The sequence below is a fragment of the Actinomadura sp. NPDC048955 genome (assembly GCF_040649435.1).
Taxonomy (GTDB): domain Bacteria; phylum Actinomycetota; class Actinomycetes; order Streptosporangiales; family Streptosporangiaceae; genus Spirillospora; species Spirillospora luteofluorescens.
Genome location: NZ_JBEZJI010000022.1, coordinates 76,418 through 90,858, shown reverse-complemented (window position 1 = coordinate 90,858; position 14,441 = coordinate 76,418). Strand labels below are relative to the sequence as shown.

The 14,441-nt window shown below is 71.0% G+C and carries 15 protein-coding genes and 1 tRNA gene; 10 read left to right on the top strand and 6 right to left on the bottom strand.

Annotated features, from left to right (window positions below):
- Window positions 1–232 precede the first annotated feature (232 nt).
- The 7 genes from AB0C84_RS21865 (at window position 233) to AB0C84_RS21835 (ending at window position 6,277) form a co-directional block, all read left to right on the top strand.
- A complete protein-coding gene (locus tag AB0C84_RS21865) occupies window positions 233–694 on the top strand; it encodes a DUF5666 domain-containing protein (RefSeq protein WP_361069150.1) in 462 nt (153 codons plus the stop codon).
- 87 nt (window positions 695–781) lie between these two features.
- Window positions 782–1,465 carry a response regulator transcription factor gene (locus AB0C84_RS21860; protein WP_179844986.1) on the top strand — a complete coding sequence of 228 codons (684 nt, stop codon included), beginning with the start codon at window positions 782–784 and terminating at the stop codon, window positions 1,463–1,465.
- Complete coding sequence (locus tag AB0C84_RS21855) at window positions 1,462–2,790, top strand: HAMP domain-containing sensor histidine kinase (protein WP_361069145.1); 1,329 nt, start codon at window positions 1,462–1,464, stop codon at window positions 2,788–2,790. Before AB0C84_RS21860 ends, AB0C84_RS21855 begins: the two co-directional genes overlap by 4 nt.
- Window positions 2,791–2,869: 79 nt before the next feature.
- On the top strand, window positions 2,870–3,838 hold the full coding sequence (locus tag AB0C84_RS21850; protein WP_361069142.1) for an alpha/beta hydrolase: 969 nt from the start codon (window positions 2,870–2,872) through the stop codon (window positions 3,836–3,838).
- Window positions 3,835–4,698 carry an SDR family NAD(P)-dependent oxidoreductase gene (locus AB0C84_RS21845; protein ID WP_361069139.1) on the top strand — a complete coding sequence of 288 codons (864 nt, stop codon included), beginning with the start codon at window positions 3,835–3,837 and terminating at the stop codon, window positions 4,696–4,698. The genes AB0C84_RS21850 and AB0C84_RS21845 overlap by 4 nt, the downstream gene beginning before the upstream one ends.
- A 347-nt stretch (window positions 4,699–5,045) precedes the next feature.
- Window positions 5,046–5,675 carry an acetate uptake transporter gene (locus tag AB0C84_RS21840; protein WP_361069135.1) on the top strand — a complete coding sequence of 210 codons (630 nt, stop codon included), beginning with the start codon at window positions 5,046–5,048 and terminating at the stop codon, window positions 5,673–5,675.
- Window positions 5,676–5,734: 59 nt separating this feature from the next.
- Entirely contained in the window at window positions 5,735–6,277 is a 543-nt protein-coding gene (locus tag AB0C84_RS21835; protein ID WP_361069132.1) for a DUF1707 domain-containing protein, read from the top strand.
- A 38-nt stretch (window positions 6,278–6,315) separates the two neighbouring features.
- Here AB0C84_RS21835 and AB0C84_RS21830 read toward each other — a convergent pair whose 3' ends face one another.
- The gene (locus AB0C84_RS21830) at window positions 6,316–7,509 is read right to left on the bottom strand and encodes an MFS transporter (RefSeq protein ID WP_361069129.1); all 1,194 of its coding nucleotides are present in this window, start codon (window positions 7,507–7,509) and stop codon (window positions 6,316–6,318) included.
- A gap of 84 nt (window positions 7,510–7,593) precedes the next feature.
- Here AB0C84_RS21830 and AB0C84_RS21825 point away from each other — a divergent pair, with 84 nt between their 5' ends.
- Entirely contained in the window at window positions 7,594–8,052 is a 459-nt protein-coding gene (locus AB0C84_RS21825; protein ID WP_361069126.1) for a helix-turn-helix domain-containing protein, read from the top strand.
- Window positions 8,053–8,065: 13 nt separating this feature from the next.
- On the opposite strand, the gene AB0C84_RS21820 is transcribed toward AB0C84_RS21825, so the two are convergent.
- Complete coding sequence (locus AB0C84_RS21820; RefSeq protein WP_361069123.1) at window positions 8,066–8,953, bottom strand: alpha/beta hydrolase; 888 nt, start codon at window positions 8,951–8,953, stop codon at window positions 8,066–8,068.
- Window positions 8,954–8,955: 2 nt separating this feature from the next.
- Window positions 8,956–10,119, bottom strand: coding sequence for a hypothetical protein (locus AB0C84_RS21815; protein WP_361069120.1), 1,164 nt, complete (start codon window positions 10,117–10,119; stop codon window positions 8,956–8,958).
- Window positions 10,120–10,376: 257 nt separating this feature from the next.
- Between AB0C84_RS21815 and AB0C84_RS21810 the strand changes: the two genes are divergently transcribed.
- Entirely contained in the window at window positions 10,377–11,315 is a 939-nt protein-coding gene (locus AB0C84_RS21810) for a hypothetical protein (RefSeq protein ID WP_361069117.1), read from the top strand.
- Window positions 11,316–11,340: 25 nt separating this feature from the next.
- Here AB0C84_RS21810 and AB0C84_RS21805 read toward each other — a convergent pair whose 3' ends face one another.
- The 3 genes from AB0C84_RS21805 to AB0C84_RS21795 form a co-directional block, all read right to left on the bottom strand.
- A complete protein-coding gene (locus AB0C84_RS21805; RefSeq protein ID WP_361069114.1) occupies window positions 11,341–12,078 on the bottom strand; it encodes a DUF6069 family protein in 738 nt (245 codons plus the stop codon).
- Window positions 12,079–12,083: 5 nt separating this feature from the next.
- Window positions 12,084–13,064: an RNA polymerase subunit sigma-70 gene (locus AB0C84_RS21800; RefSeq protein ID WP_361069111.1), complete on the bottom strand. Its 981-nt coding sequence runs from the start codon at window positions 13,062–13,064 to the stop codon at window positions 12,084–12,086.
- A 669-nt stretch (window positions 13,065–13,733) separates the two neighbouring features.
- Window positions 13,734–13,809: transfer RNA gene (locus AB0C84_RS21795), tRNA-Arg, on the bottom strand.
- A gap of 188 nt (window positions 13,810–13,997) precedes the next feature.
- Between AB0C84_RS21795 and AB0C84_RS21790 the strand changes: the two genes are divergently transcribed.
- Window positions 13,998–14,429 carry a hypothetical protein gene (locus tag AB0C84_RS21790; protein WP_258940115.1) on the top strand — a complete coding sequence of 144 codons (432 nt, stop codon included), beginning with the start codon at window positions 13,998–14,000 and terminating at the stop codon, window positions 14,427–14,429.
- Window positions 14,430–14,441 lie beyond the last annotated feature (12 nt).

The window sequence follows — 14,441 nt, the reverse complement described above, 5'->3', positions numbered from 1 at the left end:
TCTAGAGCGTTCAGGAGCCCGTACCGCTCTGGGCTCGGGCCGGTCAGAGGCCGGTGCCGTTCGGGGACTCGCGCCGGCCAGGAACCCGTGCCCGCCAGAGGCCCGCGCCCGTAAGGGGTCTTGCGTGTCGGGGGCTTGCCGGTCGGGGGGTGGGTGGGGTTCGGGGAACTCTCAGGGTTCTCCCAGGGTTCCGTGTGGGCTTCTGCCAGGCGCGGCCGCTTACATGTGCGGCATGCGAAACAACCGGAAGACGATCGCGGCCGGGGCCGGTGCCGCCGGGCTGCTCGGGCTCGGCCTCTACTTCTCCGTCCCCGCCTTCGCCGACGACCCCGCCCCCTCCCCCTCGCCCACGGCGCATGCGGGCCACGGCCACCCCGGCAAGGGGCACCCGTTCCGCCGGGCGCGCGCGCTGCGCGGCGTCCACGGTGAGGCCACCGTGAAGCGCAAGGACGGGTTCCACCTCGCCACCTGGCAGCGCGGCAAGATCACCGCTGTCTCGGCGACCGGGGTGACCGTTCGCAGCGACGACGGCGTCTCCTGGACGTGGACGTCCGACGGCAAGACCCGCGTCCGCAAGAACGGCGAGAAGTCGTCACTCAAGGGACTGGCCGGCGGCGACCAGGTGCTCGTCGCCGGGGAGCGCTCCGGCGGCACGCGGACCGCGCGGCTGATCCGCGTTCCCAAGCACCGCTAGTCCACCGGCGCCCCCACGCCGGGTAGTTTCGGGCGGTAGGCCCGATGTGCGGGCGCGGAGCCTGCGAGGGAGCGAGTTGCGGAGCCGATGAGCGAGACCCGGCGGGTCCTCGTCGTGGACGACGAGGCCAACATCCGTGACCTCATCGAGGTCGCGCTGCGCTTCCACGGTTTCGCGACCGCCACCGCCGGCACGGGCGAGGAGGCGCTCGGGGCCGTCCGCGAGGCCCGGCCCGACCTCGTCCTGCTGGACGTCATGCTGCCCGACCTGGACGGCTTCGAGGTGTGCCGGCGGCTGCGGGCGGACGGCGACCAGGTCCCGGTGATCTTCCTGACCGCGCGGGACACGCCGTCCGACACCGTCACGGGCCTCACGCTCGGCGGTGACGACTATGTCACCAAGCCGTTCTCGATCGAGGCGCTGATCGCCCGGGTGCGGGCCGTCCTGCGCCGGACGGCCCCGCCGGAGCCCTCCGCGGGGCCCGTGCTGCGCGTCGCCGACCTGGAACTCGACGAGGCGCACTGGACGGTGCGGCGCGGCGGCGTGCCCGTCGAACTGTCCCCGACCGAGTTCCGGCTGCTCGCCTACCTGATGCGCAACGCGGGCATGGTGCTCTCCCGCGCCCAGCTCCTCGACGGGGTGTGGGGCTGGGACCACGGCAACCCGCAGGTCGTGGAGACCTACATCAGCTATCTGCGCCGCAAGCTGGACCCGCTCGGCACCCCGCTCATCCACACCCAGCGCGGGGTGGGTTACGCGCTGCGGCCATGACGCTCAACGCCCGGCTGCTCACCGGCCTGCTCGCGATCACCACCGCCGGGCTGGCGATCATGGGCCTGGTCAGCGCGCTCGTCCTGAACGGGTACCTGATGCACCGCGTGGACGGCCAGCTCCAGGCCACCCGCGACCGCGCCGTGACGCGCCTGCTGCGTCCCGGCCTGCCCGAGCAGGGCGTCGCACCCGCGCAGTTCGTGGTGCTGGCCGTCGGCCCGGCGGGGCGGGTCCGCGTCCTCAGCGGCGACGCGCCCGCGCCCGAGCGGGCCGTCCGCGAGGTGCAGCGGCTGGGCAGGGACGAGCTGGCCGCCCGCGCCCGCGGCCTCGAACCGTTCTCCCTCCCCGGACTGCGCGCGGTGGCGCGTCCCTGGCGGGGCGGCGTCGTCGTCGTGGCGTCTCCCCTCACCGAGATCCACGCGGCGGTGCGCAACCTCGTGCTGTCCGAGATCGCGACGGCCGCCCTGCTGCTCGCCGTCCTGCTCGTGCTCGGCCGGTCGCTCATCCGCCGCGGCCTGCTGCCGCTGAGCCGGATGGCCGCCACCGCGCACGCCATCACGGCGGGCGGCGACCTGCGCGCCCGCATGCCCGGCCCCGGGCAGCGCACCGAGGTGGCCCGCCTCGCGTCCGCCGTCAACGTGATGCTGGAGCGGATCGAGCAGGCGTTCTGGGCGCGCAGCCGCTCCGAGGCGCGCGTCCGCGAGTTCGCGGCGGACGCGTCCCACGAGCTGCGCACGCCGCTCACGGCCATCCAGGGCTACGCGGAGTTGTACCGGCACGGCGCGCTCGGGCCGGACGAGCTGCCCGACGCGATGCGCCGCATCGAAGAGGAGGCCCGCCGGATGAACAGTCTCGTCACCGACCTCCTCGAACTCGCGCGTCTCGACCGTGAGGCGTCCCTGCACCCCGTCCGCACCGACCTCGTCGCCCTCGCCCGGGACGCCGTGGCCGACGCGACCGCGGCCGCCCCCGACCGTCCCATCGTGCTGGACGCCCCCGACACTTTGACGGCGACCGTCGACGAGGCCCGCATCCGCCAGGTCTTCGCCAACCTCCTGGCCAACGTGCGGGCCCACACCCCGCCCGGGACGCCCGCGACCGTCCGCCTTGCGCCCGGCCTGATCGAGGTGGCGGACGAGGGGCCCGGCATGTCCCCGGAAGACGCCGCCCGCGCGTTCGAGCGCTTCCACAGGGGTACGCAGGGCGGCACCGGCCTGGGCCTTCCCATCGTCGCCGCCATCGTCGCCGCCCATGGCGGACGCGCCGAACTGCTCTCCGAACCCTCCAGGGGGACGATCGTCCGCATCACGCTGGGTTCCCACTGAGCGGGACATCCCGGTACCGCCCGAGGGCGCCGTCCTGCACAGTCCGAAGGTCGGCTTCCCGAACCGAAGGAACCGCGGCATGGCGGGCTGGAGTCATCGGTACGCGCGAATCAACGGCCTGGACGTCCACTATGTGGAGCAGGGCGAGGGGCCGCTCGTCGTCCTCCTGCACGGCTTCCCGCACATCTGGTTCAGCTGGCGCCACCAGATCGGGCCGATCGCCGACGCCGGATTCCGCGTCGCCGCGCCCGACATGCGCGGTATGGGACACACCGGCGGTCCCCGGGACCACCGCGAGTACGACGTCGACCGGATCGTGGGCGATCTGACCGGCCTCCTCGACCACCTCGGCGAGGAGAGGGCCGTCTTCAGCGGCCTGGACTTCGGCCTGTTCGCCGCCTACGACCTCGCCTACCACCACCCCGACCGCGTCGCCGCGATCATCGGCCTGGAGAACCCGTTCTTCACGCCGAGCGACGAGTCGCCCCTGACGCTCGCCGCCCGCCAGGCCAGGCGGCACTTCAACCACATCCACTACTTCGCCGAGCCGGGCGTCGCCGACCGCGACCTCGCCGCCGCGCCCCGTGAGTTCCTGCGCAAGGTCTTCTACGCGCTGTCCAGCGACTACCACTACCTCGACGTCTGGCGGCAACCTCCGGGAACGTCGTATATCGACGCCCTCCCCGAGACGCCGCCGCTCCCGTGGACGTGGCTGACGGAACCGGAACTGGAGTTCTACGTCGACGCCTACAGCCGCAGCGGCTTCACCGGCGGGCTCAACTGGTACCGGGCGATGGACCTCTCCTGGGAGTACCGCAAGTCCTACGGCGACCGGAAGAACCCCGTCCCGTACTACTTCATCGGCAGCGAGCAGGACGCCGATCTCGAGGGCTGGCACGGCGACGACCCCGTGAACAAGCTCGGCGATCATCACGCCGATGTCCGCGGCGTCCGAATGATCAAGCAGGCCGGCCACATGACGCAGATGGAGAGGCCCGCCGAGACCACGGCGGCGATGCTCGGATTCCTCACGGGGAGCGACAGGTGAGCCTGACCGAAGACCGGGTCGTCGTGGTCACCGGCGCCAGCCGCGGCGCCGGGAAGGGCATCGCGCTGGCCCTCGGCGCGACCGGCGCGACCGTCTACGTGACGGGCCGGACCCGCGCCGAGGGCGACGCCGACCTCCCCGGCACGGTCTTCGCCACGGCCGAGGAGATCGGCGCACGCGGCGGCCACGGCGTGCCCGTGATCTGCGACCACTCCGACGACGCGCAGGTCGCGGACCTGTTCTCGCGGGTGGAGCGCGAGCACGGCAGGCTGGACGTCCTCGTCAACAACGCCTTCACGATCCCGGACGGCCTCACCCGCGAAGGGCCGTTCTGGGAGAAGCCGCTGGCGCTCCAGAGCATGTTCGACGTGGGGATGCGCTCCACCTACGTCGCCAGTTACCACGCCGCTCGGCTGCTGGTCAGTAACAATGCGGGCCTCGTCGTCAACACCTCGTCCTTCGGCGGGCGCTGCTACATGCACGGTCCCGCCTACGGCGCGGGAAAGGCCGCCGTCGACAAGATGGCGCACGACATGGCGGTCGATTTCGAGCCCTACAACATCGCCGTCATCTCGCTGTGGATGGGTCTGCTGAAGACCGAACGGAACAAGGCGCTTTTCGAGGGCGTCCCCGACCGGTACAGGTCGTTCGCCGCGGGGGCCGAGTCCGCCGAGTTCAGCGGACGGGTGATCGACGCGCTCGCCCGGCACCCGGAGTTCATGCGGTGGAGCGGGCAGGTCCACATCGGGGCCGAGCTCGGCGCCGAACTGGGCGTGGTGGACGTCGACGGCAGCAGTCCCCGCTCGCACCGCGGGCACCTCGGCGACCCGCCCACCTTCAGCCCCGCCGTCGTCAAGTAGTCGGCAACGCCTTCCCCAAGGCTTTCCCGTTCTACCGATCCGCAATTCAGCAGGATCCTTTTATTCGTCCCGCACATCTCCTGCGCGATGCAAACGTCTCTCCACGTCGCGGGACTGCCTGACGCCCTGGTCATCGCGGTCGCTGCGATTACTGGAGATACGCCGGAAATGCACCGTGAAAGGGCACCTGACCTGACGCGCACGCGGAGTTATGATCCACAACAGGGCCGAGGAGATAACGGTCCCATCCGGGACGTCCGGACGTCCGTTGTCCGCATTCCTTCGTCCATCCCTGTCCGGCCGAGACCGTGCGAGACAAGGCGATGGGACTCCAGCGAGGAGGCACCATGACCCACGTCGAGCAAGAGCCCGCCCCGCACGCTCCGTCCGCGATCGCCGACCCGGCGCCCCTGGGCCTTGCGGCCTTCGCCCTGACCACGTTCCTGCTGTCCGTCAAGAACGCCGCGTGGACCGACGGCACCGACGCCTGGCTGGGCTACGCCCTCGCCTACGGCGGCGTCGTCCAGATCCTGGCCGGCATGTGGGAGTTCCGCAATCGCAACGTGTTCGGCGCGACGGCCTTCTCGTCCTACGGCGGCTTCTGGCTCGGCCTCGGCCTGTACGTCGTCCTGATCGCCGGTGAGGCGACCCCCGCCCAGGAGGCCAACGACCTCGGCTGGATCCTCCTCGCCTTCGCGATCTTCAACACCTACATGATGCTCTGGGCGACCCAGGTCAACCAGGCGGTCCTGGCGGTGTTCGTCGCCCTGGAGGCCACGGAGATCATCCTGTTCATCGGGAACTTCGCCACCAGCGAGACCACGGTCAAGATCGGCGGCTATCTCGGCGTCCTCACCGCCGTCTGCGCCTGGTACGCCTCCGCCGCCGGGATCATCAACGGCATGACGGGCCGCACCCTGCTCGGCGTCGGCAAGCCGCTCAGGCACCGCCTGGTCTCCGGAACCGAAACCCACTGACCCGGGCGGCGGGGTCCTCCTTCTCGGGCCGGACCGCGGAACGGCGCTAGAGTGGCGTCGTGGCCCCCCGTTCGGAAGACCTGGCGCGCCTCGTCGGCGACGACGACCGTGACACCGCGGCGCAGCGCCTGCGGGACGCGTACGCGACCGGGCACCTCACGCATGAGGAGATGGAGGAGCGCCTCGACCAGGTGCTCACCGCCAGAACCCACGGCGACCTCGCGGCGCCCCTGGCCTCGCTCCCGGACGAGGACGCGGGCACCACGTCCACGATCGGCGCGGCCACCGGACGGATCAAGCGCCGCGGCGCCTGGCGCGTGCCGCGCTCCCTCAAGGTCGAGTCCGCCTTCGGCAAGGTGCGCCTGGACCTGTCCAAGGCGATCATCGAGCACCCCGTGGTCGACATCGAACTGCAGGTCGGCACCGGCCGGGCCAAGATCACCGTCCCGCGGGACGCGATCGTCGAGCTCGACGGCCTGCACACCGGGCTCAAGGACGCGCGCTACACCCCGCGCCGTCCCGCCCGTCCCGGCGGTCCCAAGATCCGCATCACCGGCACCATGGGCTTCGGCCGCCTGAAGATCAACCACGCCCGCCGCTGACACGGCCGCGCCGGCGACCACCGCCGCGCTGACGACCGTCACACCTTCTCCGCCCGTTCGAGCTGTGGACGAGTGACGTCCCGTCCCGTCGTGCGAGGGGTGACGGCCCAGGTGACGAGGGCGCAGAGCGTGAGCGTCGCCCCGAGGACGGTGGGGCCCGTCCAGCCGGCGGCGTCGTACAGGGCCGTGGTCGCGGCCGCTCCCAGGGCCGAACCGAGCGAGTAGAAGACCATGTAGGCGCCGATGACGGTGCTGGTGCGGTCGGGGTAGGCGGTCGTGAGCGTGTGCTGGTTGCTCACATGCACGGCCTGGACGGCGAAGTCGAGCAGGACCACGCCGAGGACCAGCAGCGGCAGCGACCACGAGAGCTGCCCGATCGCGGCCCAGGAGGCGAAAAGGAGCGCGAGTGCGATGCCGGTGACCCGGCGCGCGTGCCCGGCATCGCCCCAGCGCCCGGACCGGGCGGCGCCCAGCGCTCCGGCAAGCCCGGCGACGCCGAAAAGCCCGATCTGCGCTTCGCTGAGGTGCCACGGCGCCCCCGCCAGCGGCAGGGCCATGCCGCTCCACAGGGTGCCGAACGACGCGAACAGGAAGAACGCGATCAGCCCGCGGCCGAGGAACACCGGCTGGACGAACAGCCCGCCGAGGGACCGAAGGACCTGCCCGTACCGGACCGTCCGCGGGCGGGCATCGGCGGGCAGCACGGCGAGGACGAGCAGCGCCAGCACTCCGGCGAGGGCCGTCAACGCGAGGTAGATGCTCCGCCATCCCCACAGGTCCGCGAGGATTCCCGCGGCGACCCGCGAGCCGAGGATGCCGATCACCACCCCCGAGGTCACGATGCCGAGGTTGCGCCCGCGCTCGGCGGGCGGGGAGGCCGACGCCGTGTACGCGACGGCCGTCTGCACCACCACCGCGAACAGCCCCGCCACCGCCAGTCCCGCGAACGCCGCCCAGGCGGCCGGGGCGACCGCGGTGATCAGCGCTCCGGCGGCCACGAGGCCGAGGTGCGCGGCGATCAGGCGTCCGCGGTCCAGCATGTCGCCCAGCGGCACCAGCAGTACCAGTCCCGCCAGATAGCCGAGCTGGCCGGCGGCCACGAACCAGCCGAGCGAGTCGACCGGTACGTCCAGGTCGCGTCCCATCACGCCCAGCACCGGCTGCCCGGCGTAGACGCTCGCCACCGCGACCCCGCACACCGCCGCCAGCAGCAGCCTCGTCCTCCCGTGCACAGCCCCACCTCCGTTTGGTTTCATTTTGAAACTGAACGGAGCGTAGGTCAGAATGGTTTCAATACGCAACTCACTGGAGGGGTGATGGCAGGCGACGAGAGCGACGGGCGGAGCCCCGCGTGGACGGACCCGGGCTGCCCGGTCGCCCGCACCGCCGACCTGGTCGGCGACCGATGGAGCCTGCTCATCATCCGCGACGCGATGGACGGCGCCCGCTCGTTCACCGACTTCCAGCAGCGCACCGGAATCGCCCGCAACATCCTCAGCGAACGGCTCCGCAAGCTCACCGCCCACGGCCTGCTCACCCAGGTCGACGCCCCCTCGGGCAGGCGCCGCCTCTACGCGCTCACCGAGGCGGGCAAGGACCTCTTCCCCGTGATCGTCACGCTGCGGCAGTGGGGGGAGCGCCACGCCTTCGAGGAGGGCGAGCCGCACTCCGTCCTGGTCGACGACGACGGCGCCCGCGTCCCCGTCCTCCTGCCCACGTCGGCGGACGGCTCGCCCCTGACGAGCGACACGACCTCGGTACGGCGCCCCACCTGACCTGGGGAGACCGCTAGCGCGCTGCGTTGATCCACTCCACGAGGGTTCGAAGGTAGCCGGGGGCGAGCGCACCCTCGCGTTGCACCCGGTGGTCGGCTCCGGGGAACACCTCCACGGTCAGCGTCGCCCGGTGGTCGCGGTCCCCGTCACAGGCGACGGCACTGAAAAGCCGGATGCTGTCGGCGACGGGAACGAGCGCGTCAGCACCGCCGAATACCGCCAGGTGCGGGCACAGCAACCGAAGCGCATCGGGCAGAGGATCGTGATCCTGCTTGCGCTTGAGGAACTCCCAAACGTCGGCGTCGACGTCAGCCCAGAAGGCGGCCAGGCCTGACGGGTACCCAGCACTGGCAACGAGCCGGTTCGCCTCGGCGAAGTCGGCATCACGCCGCCCCGCCTCCACCAGCCGGTCGTAAAGGGCCACGACGTCGTGAAGCGAGTCGGACGCTCTGACGGCGTTGGCCACCGCGTAGCGTTCCTGTTCTGCCGGGGTCACACCAGGACAACTGTTGGTGATGACCCAGGACGGCGTATCGCGGGCAGCCGCACGCAGGGCCACCCAGCCGCCCTCGCTGTGCCCGAACAGGCCGACCCTCCCGTCCGGCACCGCCGGTTGCGCACGCAGGAAGGCCAGGGCGGCCAGCGCGTCCGACGCGAGATCGTCCATCGTCGCCGCGCGCCACTGGCCCGACGACCGCCCCACACCGCGCTTGTCGTAGCTGAGGACCGCGATCCCGGCCTCCAGCAGATATCGGCGGATCGAGCGGAAGTAGCCGTCGTTGTCCCGGTCCGACGGCCCCGAACCCCCGATCAGGACCGCGCCCGCCGCCGCCCCCCTGGCCGGAACCCCGAGCGAGCCGGCCAGTGTGACGTCCCCAGCCCCGAACCTGACCTCCCGCACGGTCAGGCGTCCTGGCCGCCTATGGCGGGACCTGCCGGCCAGAGCGCCGCCAAATCCGCGGGTGTCAGCGGGTCTCGGTAGGCGGCTTGCAGGACGGCCTTCCTGGTGGCCTTGTCTGCGTCGGCGAGATTGGCGAACCAGTCGATTCCGGCGGGGTAGGCCCACAGGTATGAGCGGAGTTGCGGATTGGCGCCCCTGTCGGTGAGGAGGTCGGCGATTGCGGCCTCCGTCGTCCAGGGCATGCGGGATCGGGCGTGCTCGGCCAGTTCGGTGATGCCGGCCCCCTGGTTGAGGGCCAAGTGCAGCTCGGCGCGTACGAGTTGGTTGTAGTGGTCGAACTTGGTGCGAGCGACCAGTAGTTCGTCATCGAAGGCCACGAACAGGGGGAGCGCTTGCGCGAGCCCTTCGAGCAGGACCTGCTGCGGCGCGTGCACCGACATCAGACGCACCCAAGGGACCTCCTGGGCGGCCGCTCGCGCCGTCCAACTCGCGCTCTGGAGGCCGTGGCCGAGGACCTCATGAAGGGCGAACTGGCGCGCGGCGACCTCGGTGAAGTTCGCGCGGCGAAGGTTGAGACGTAGCCGGACATCGTCCCCGGAACCGTCCAGCCAGTACGCCCAGTAGGCGTCCACCTCGGCGGTCTCGATGGTGAGGTGGAACGGGGCCTGGCTGCCGGTCGCCTGACGGACGGCGGTCTCGTGGTCCGCGGCGGCCTGCCGGATCGCATCGGGTGCCTCGCCCGCCTCGATCGGCCCCTCGACCGCCCTCAACTCCCGCAGGGTTTCGGAACCCCACCCGACCCCGAGGGCGTCGAACGCCCGGCGGGCCTGGTCACCGCGGTAAGTGACGTAGTCGTCCCGCCAACCGGCCGCCGCGCACCCTTGAGTGGCCCGGACGTAGTCGTCCAGCGGCGCGTGCTCGCCCATGAGGGCGCCGAGGTAGGCGAGATCGGCGGTCAGACGGGTGGTGAGACGATCGGCACCGGCCTCGACGGCGCGGGCACGCAGATCGGCGAGACGCTCGTAGACCGCAAGACGGCTGGTCATCGGCTCGATGGACGCGCTCCCCGGCGCGCAATCGAAGTCGATGACCTCTCCCGCCCCTCGGTCCGTCTCGTAGGCGTGCCACCCTCGCAGGATCGTCTCGATCTCGTCCCGCAGCTTCACGAATCGCTCCCAGCGCAGTGTCGCGCCCGGCTCAGGCGCACTCGATCACAGCTTCTGACAGTGTCCCCGCCGTCGAAGCTCCAACGAAGTTGTCCGGGACCGAGTTCTCCGTCCCGAGCCCGGCCCGGCGCCGCCGACCGTTACGGCACGCGGCGCACCTCGGCGTGCCGGTAAGGCAAGTACCGCCAGACGTCATCTGGGACGTTCCCGCAGGTAGAGCGACAGGAGGGGGCTCCCACCGAGAAGGTGGAGGCAGCGTGGTCGAGACCGTCCAGGCGAGGCAGGCCCGGCCGGTCACCCTCATGGAAGGTAGGTCGCTGATGCCGGCTCGCTATGCGTCTTCCCACCGGCTAATCCGGGCCGGCGCGGTCGGGGCACTGACCGCCGCGGCGGTCTCGCTGCTCCCCGCCGGCGGATCACCCGGCAACGCCGCTACCGCCACGCGGTTACGAACCCTCGCGACGTATCAGGTCGTCACCGGCGATCCGGTCACCGTGGGGCCGGGTAAAGGCCAGGGGGCGTTCGCGAAGTGCCCGGCGGGGACCGTGGTCCTCGGCGGCGGCGAGTCGAACACCGTGCTCCTGCCGACCGGAATCGAACTCGTCTCGTCCAATCCGGATATCTACGACAACGGGTGGAGGACCAGCTTCGTCAACACCTCGACGCTGCTCAACGCCACCGTCCGCACGCAAGCGATCTGCGCCGGCGGAATCCCCGGATACAGGTTCAGCTACCTGCAGGACCAGCTCATCCCGCGCGGCCGGGTCCGCAGGGAGTTCAACTACACCTGTCCCGCGGGAACGGTGACGCTGGCGGGCGGCAGCGACGGCACCCAGGGGCTGAGGCTGCTCGACACCTACCCGGGGGCAAGCAACGACTGGGTGACCACGGTCTTCAACACCGCCCTCAACTCGGATCTCCACACCACGCTCTTCAACGTCTGCGGCACCGGCATCACCAGGTCCCTCGAGGTGGGCGAGGGGGTCAGCCTCAGCAAGGGCGGCCGCGCGCACGCCTCCCTCACCTGCCCGGCGGGGACGAAGGTGCTGAGCGGCGGGGGCGAGAACACCCCGCGCGGCAGCAACATGATCACCGACACCTTTCCGAGCTCGGACGGCAGGACCTGGACCGTCCACGTCAAGAACGTCATCGACGACAACTCCTGGATGCGTGTCAGAGCGTTCTGCGCCACCTGATCCCGGCACCCCGTCCGACTCCCGGCTACCGGCCACGATCGGCCGGGGCGCGAAGGCTCCTCGCCAAGGTGGGGATCATCACCGCCGCAGGGACGAGATGCAGCCCGAGGAGGGCGACGACGGTGGCGGAGTTCGCCCCGGAGAGGAACGGCGGGACCAACGAGATCGCGGTCAGCGTCACCGTCGTCCACACGAACCGCTCAGCGGGGCGTGCGCTCCAACGAAGAAGAGCGACGGCGATGACGCAGCCCACGACTGAGAAGAACCCGGTCACCACGGCGAACCCGGGCAACGGGATCGACTCGCCACCCTCCGGGAGCTCGAAGTCGACCCCGACGGCCTGGGCGAGCGCAGCGGCGAGGGTGGTGGCCGCCATCGCCGCGAGCGTGGCGACGAAGCCGGAGAGGGCGAGCCTGCCGGTGCGGCTGGTCCGGCCCGATGCCGGACTAGTGACTGCCCCGGCGTCGTTCATGCTGTTCATGGCGTTCCTCCACAGGACGTTCGGGATGTGTTGACCGGCATGCGACCGCGCTGACCTCGGGGCGACGACGCGCACCCTCGCCGTGCGACGGCCGGGATTGCGCAGGGCGCGGACGCCTGTACCGCGGAGCCAGAACCCGGCGTCCCGTCCAAGGACCGGCCCAGGCTCGCCGTCACGCAGTTCCAGTTGCACCCGCCCGCGCGTGACGACGAGGAACACGTCGCGCCACTCCGCCGCGACCACCGCGACTCGCCCGCCGCCGCGCAGCGCGAGCGTCCGCACCGGGACTACTCCGTGCCGTCCGCGGGCAGGCGCTCCGGCAGCCCGAGCCGCGGAAACTGGTCGTCATGGAAGACGACGATCTCGGTGATCGCCCCACCGGTGACGCGCAGGACGTCGATCGTCAGCGGCAGGTACGCGCCCTCCCGCTCCCGCCAGAGATAGAACGCGACGGCGGGCTGCCGGTTCACCGAGGTCTGGACGGCGCGCAGCCCCTCCAGACGCTCGAAGCCGTCCGAGACCCAGTCGTTCACCACCGCGTCGCGTCCGACTCGCAGGCCCGGCGTCGGCGGCATCGAGCAGCGGACGTCGTCCCGCAGCAGCGCGGCGAGCCCGTCGATGTCCGTGGCCACGCTGGCGTCGGTGAAACGGCGCACCAGCTCGCGCGTCCCGGCGTCCTCCTCGCCGCCGGTCCAGTCCTGCCGCTCGGCGGGCAGGTGCTCCCGCATGCCGGCCCGGGCCCGCTGCAGCGCGCTGTTCACGGAGTTCACGGAGTCCCCGAGGAGCGCCGCGACGTCCTTCGCCGGCCAGCCGAGCACGTCCCGCAGGATCAACACGGCCCGCGTCCGCGGCGCGAGATGCTGGACCGCGACCAGGTACGCCAGCTCGATCGTCTCCCGCGCGACGGCGACCGCTTCCGGCTCATCCGCCTCACCCGCGGGCAACTCGTCCAGCAGCCGGTCAGGGTAGGGCTGCAACCACAGCACTTCACCACCGGTCGCGGGCTCCGGACGGCGCTTGGCGAGCAGGTCCAGGCAGGCGTTGGTGGCGATCCGGTACAGCCAGGCCCGGAACGTCGACCGCCCCTCGAAGGTCTCCCTCCGCCGCCAGGCCCGCAGGAACGTCTCCTGCACGGTGTCCTCGGCGTCCTCGAACGAGCCGAGCATCCGGTAGCAGTGCACGTGCAGCTCCCGCCGATGCCGCTCCGCCATCCCCGAGAACACCGGCTCGTCGACCTCGTCCCCTACCAGCCGCGTCTCCGCACCCATCACGTCACCCTTCCGTCGTGTCCAGTCATAGTTGTGACGGGTGCGGGCGCGAGAACTCATCACCGGGTTCGGCAAAGCCGCTCGTTCTCATCCTCACCAGGGCGGGTGTCCCCGCAACGAGCACGAGGACGCCTGCGACCGCAGCCCGGGCCCGTAGTCACCGCAGCAGATCGTCGATCGCAATCGGCCGACCGCCGGGCCCCGGGCAACCGCAACCGGTGCCGCGGAAGCTGCCTCTTGATCCATCATGGGCGGATGTCTGTGCCTCGCCTCCTCGTAGTCTTGGGATGCTGCTCGCTGCTCGCCGTGGCGGTCCTCGGCCTATGGCCAACGCATATCTACGTGGGTACCGCCAAACAGAGCTGCGGGTCGGTGTGGTTCTCCCGCTCTCCGAGCCATGACCATCCGATAGGCAGCGATCCGACCGGCGAGTTCGACCTTCAGCGCGAGCTCCGATGCGGTGAAGCCAGAGACCAGGTGAAGCACCCAGGCCAAGCAGCCGCCGGACTCACCGTGGCACTCTTCCTGGCAGCCGCCATCGCAGACCGAAAGCGCTCACAACGCACCGGACGCCGACCTCCCGCCCCTTGATGCCGTCAACCCTCTCAAGGCCGTGGCCCCCATGGCATACGCAAGAGGCCCCTCCCGATACGGAAGGGGCCTCTGAGCTGGTGCACCCGAAGGGATTCGAACCCCTAACCTTCTGATCCGTAGTCAGATGCTCTATCCGTTGAGCTACGGGTGCCTGCCGGAAGTACTGTACCGGCTCCGGGGACCTGACCGCGAATCGGTTGACGGATGTGACTGGCCCGCAGTGTGACTTGAGTCACGGAACCCTTGGTGGGGTAGGTACGCCAAAGGGAGGATTAAGGCGGGTGTGACCTGGGAGGGTGTAGCCCGTCCGAAAGCCCAACCCCCTGAAGGAGAATCCCCATGCGCATGTCCGCCACCAAGCTGGTCGGCGTCCTCGCCGTCGGTGGACTGATGCTCGGTTCCACGGGCTGTGGCGCGGTCGACGCCATCGCCGGCGGGAAGAAGAAGACCGCCTGCAAGAACATCGAGACGGAGCTGCGGAGCTTCTCCACCAGCGGCATGTCGATGTCGTCGCCCAGCGGCGCCTCGGCCACCGCTCAGAAGTTCTCGGACACGGCCTCCAAGGTGCGGTCCGAGGGACAGAGCGCCGGCGGGGACGTCGAGTCCGCCGCGACCGCGTTCGCGGGCGACCTCGACGAGACCGCGTCGATGCTGCGGCAGGTGCAGTCCGGCAGCACGACCCCGCGCCAGCCCGACCTCGCGGGCATGCGGCAGCACGGCAACGACCTCGCCGAGGCCTGCGGATTCACCGGGTTCCGGCTCGGAGGCTGACGACCGGCGCGA